The following is a 2,681-nucleotide window of genomic DNA, read 5'->3' on the forward strand; positions in this document are numbered from 1 at the left end:
GGGCATCGACCTGTTCGACGCGCTGGTTGTGCCACGCGTATTGGCATTGCTTGTAATTATGCCCCTCCTGGCGATTGTTGCCATGCTGGCTGGTTTGGCCGGCGGGCTTGTCGTCAGCTGGGGCATACTCGACGTGAGCCCGACATATTTCGCCGAACGACTCTCAGCTGCGGTCGATATCCGACACTTCTGGGTTGGAATGGCAAAAGTACCGGTGCTGGCCATTGTGATTGCGCTTGCCGGATGTCGCCACGGCCTTTCGGTACGCGGAGATGTTGAGGATCTGGGCGGGCGGGTGACCGTCGCCGTTGTCCAAGCGCTATTCGCAATCATCCTTCTGGATGCCGCCTTTGCAATTCTCTTCAACGTGCTCGAAATATGATTTGCGATCCGGACATCGTTATTCGGGTGGAGAATCTTAAAACCCGATTTGGCGATCACATTATCCACCAGGATTTGAACCTAGAAGTCCATCGTGGCGAGATTCTTGGTGTCGTCGGAGGGTCCGGTAGTGGAAAATCCGTCCTGATGAACACCATTTTGGGCCTGATTGCGCCTAGCCATGGGGCAATCGAAATCTTTCAGAAAAAAATTGGGAGTCGCTTTGATCGTACGGAAATTGATCACCGAATTGGCGTCATGTTTCAAAATGGCGCGCTTTTTTCTTCTCTTAGTGTGCAAGAAAATGTCGAGGCTCCTCTCATCGAACATACCCGTCTTAGAGAGCCGTGGCTCGAGGCCGTGGCTCTGATGAAAATCGGCCTTGTCGGACTCGATGCCGAGGTGGGCCGGCAAATGCCCGCTGAACTTTCAGGCGGAATGCGAAAACGTGTAAGCGTAGCGAGGGCCTTGGCGCTCGATCCAGAATTGCTGTTCCTTGACGAACCCACTTCGGGCCTCGACCCGATCGCCGCCGCCGAATTTGACCAGCTGATACGGACGCTGAGCGACACGCTGGGGCTTACTGTCGTGATGGTGACCCATGATCTCGACAGCCTGTATTCCATCAGCGACCGCGTGGCCGTGGTTGCGGATCAGAAAATTGTCGAGGTTTCGCCAATCGCGGAACTTGAGAGGTCTGACCATCCTTGGATCAGGGCGTTTTTGGGAGGGCGGGCGGAGCGCGCCAAGGAAAGGAACCGTTAATGGAACGCGACGCGAACTACGGTCTGATTGGGGGCCTGACGCTGGCTCTGCTAGCGGCGGCTTTCGGCTTCATCCTCTGGCTCGGTCAATCCCAATTCGCCCGTAATTTCGACGAGTATCGGATCATTTTCGATGGTCCCGTCCGCGGTCTTAGCGAGGGAGGCGAGGTGCAGTTCAACGGAATTCCGGTGGGAGAAATCACGCGTATTAGTCTTGATCCCAGAAATCCAAACAGGGTGCTTGCAGGGGTGCGCCTGCGCGAGGATACGCCTGTGCGCGTCGATTCTACCGCCGCGACGGAGTCGCAAGGCATAACCGGCGGAAGCTACATCCAGATCAGTGCGGGGACGCCCTCTAAGCCGTTGTTGAAGGAGGTTTCCAAGGAAACGCTCCCAGTGATTAAGGCGGAAAAAAGTTCGCTACAATCCCTGATGGATGGAGGTGGCGCATTGTTGGCGGACGCTTCGCAGGCCCTGGAAAGGGTCAACCGGACCTTGTCCGACGAGAATATCGAAAATGTTTCGGCTGCTATTGCGGATGTAAGAGCTACCACGGCGGAATTGCGATCTAGTCGCGGAATGTTCAGCAAGGCTGAACAAGCGTTTGCACGCCTGGACCGGGCGGCGGCCGATATCGAGGCCGCGGCCGCATCGGCGCGCACGGCGATCGATGGCGACGGTCGCAAGACGTTTGCCGATGTCTCGGCAGCTGCTCGAGATCTTCGAGAGGGGATCGCCGAGGCGAGGGTGGTCATTCACAGGCTTGATGACGCCGCGAGTGGATTGGCGGCGCCCGACGGCTCCGGGATTGCTGCAACTTTGAAATCGCTCGATAGCGCGGCGCAGGAAATCGAGCAGCTCGCCGGCCAGCTACGACGGACCCCTCGTGAAAGGAAGCTCCCCCAATGAAAACGATCTCTGCAAGAATGTTTTTGCTGACGGGCGCGCTAATTTGCCTTTCTGGTTGCGGGAATATTCTGGGAACTGGCGGCAAATCGACGTTGTACCGGATCAGCAGCACGCCCGTACCGGAGCGTGAAATTGCACGACAGTGGATTCCGGTGTATATTACGCGACCGACGCTTCCGCCTGGGGCCGATGGAGACAGGATCCTCACGATCGAGAATCGCGAAGTCACGTATCTGGCCAAAGCACGGTGGATGAGGCCTGCGCCCGAGATGATCCGCGAGGCTATTGCCGGAAGCGTAGCGCGCAAAATCGATCACGCATATATCCCTGTCCAGAGCGTGGCTTCCGATCATTACGTCCTATCCGCACGGCTTTCTTCTTTTGCAGCCTATTACGAGCAGGGGCCCGACGCGGCCCCGATCATTCGCATCGCCGCGCAAGTGGAACTAAGCCGATCCAAAGAATCGGAACCACTGGCAGTCACGCGCATCGTCCTTGATAGGACAGCAAGCGCAAACAGCGTTTCGAGTATCGTCGAAGCCTTTGATCGCGCGAGCCTTGAAATGGCCGACAAAATCGCGAGTTGGACGGCTGCGGTGATCAATTAGCGGGTAGCCAATGGAAACT

At 56.9% G+C, this 2,681-nt stretch carries 4 protein-coding genes; all 4 read left to right on the forward strand.

Annotated elements, in window-relative coordinates:
• Positions 1 to 382 (forward strand): MlaE family ABC transporter permease (locus QOL79_RS19480; protein WP_283420417.1); only part of this gene is annotated, 382 nt, incomplete at its 5' end.
• Positions 379 to 1,146 (forward strand): ABC transporter ATP-binding protein, encoded by a 768-nt coding sequence (locus tag QOL79_RS19485; protein WP_054588699.1) that lies wholly within the window; start codon positions 379 to 381, stop codon positions 1,144 to 1,146. The genes QOL79_RS19480 and QOL79_RS19485, both read left to right, overlap by 4 nt.
• Positions 1,146 to 2,054: an MlaD family protein gene (locus tag QOL79_RS19490; RefSeq protein ID WP_054588698.1), complete on the forward strand. Its 909-nt coding sequence runs from the start codon at positions 1,146 to 1,148 to the stop codon at positions 2,052 to 2,054. Before QOL79_RS19485 ends, QOL79_RS19490 begins: the two co-directional genes overlap by 1 nt.
• Positions 2,051 to 2,662, forward strand: coding sequence for an ABC-type transport auxiliary lipoprotein family protein (locus tag QOL79_RS19495; RefSeq protein WP_081997347.1), 612 nt, complete (start codon positions 2,051 to 2,053; stop codon positions 2,660 to 2,662). Before QOL79_RS19490 ends, QOL79_RS19495 begins: the two co-directional genes overlap by 4 nt.
• Positions 2,663 to 2,681: the final 19 nt, after the last annotated feature.

This window comes from Sphingopyxis sp. Geo48 (assembly GCF_949769155.1).
Lineage (GTDB): Bacteria > Pseudomonadota > Alphaproteobacteria > Sphingomonadales > Sphingomonadaceae > Sphingopyxis.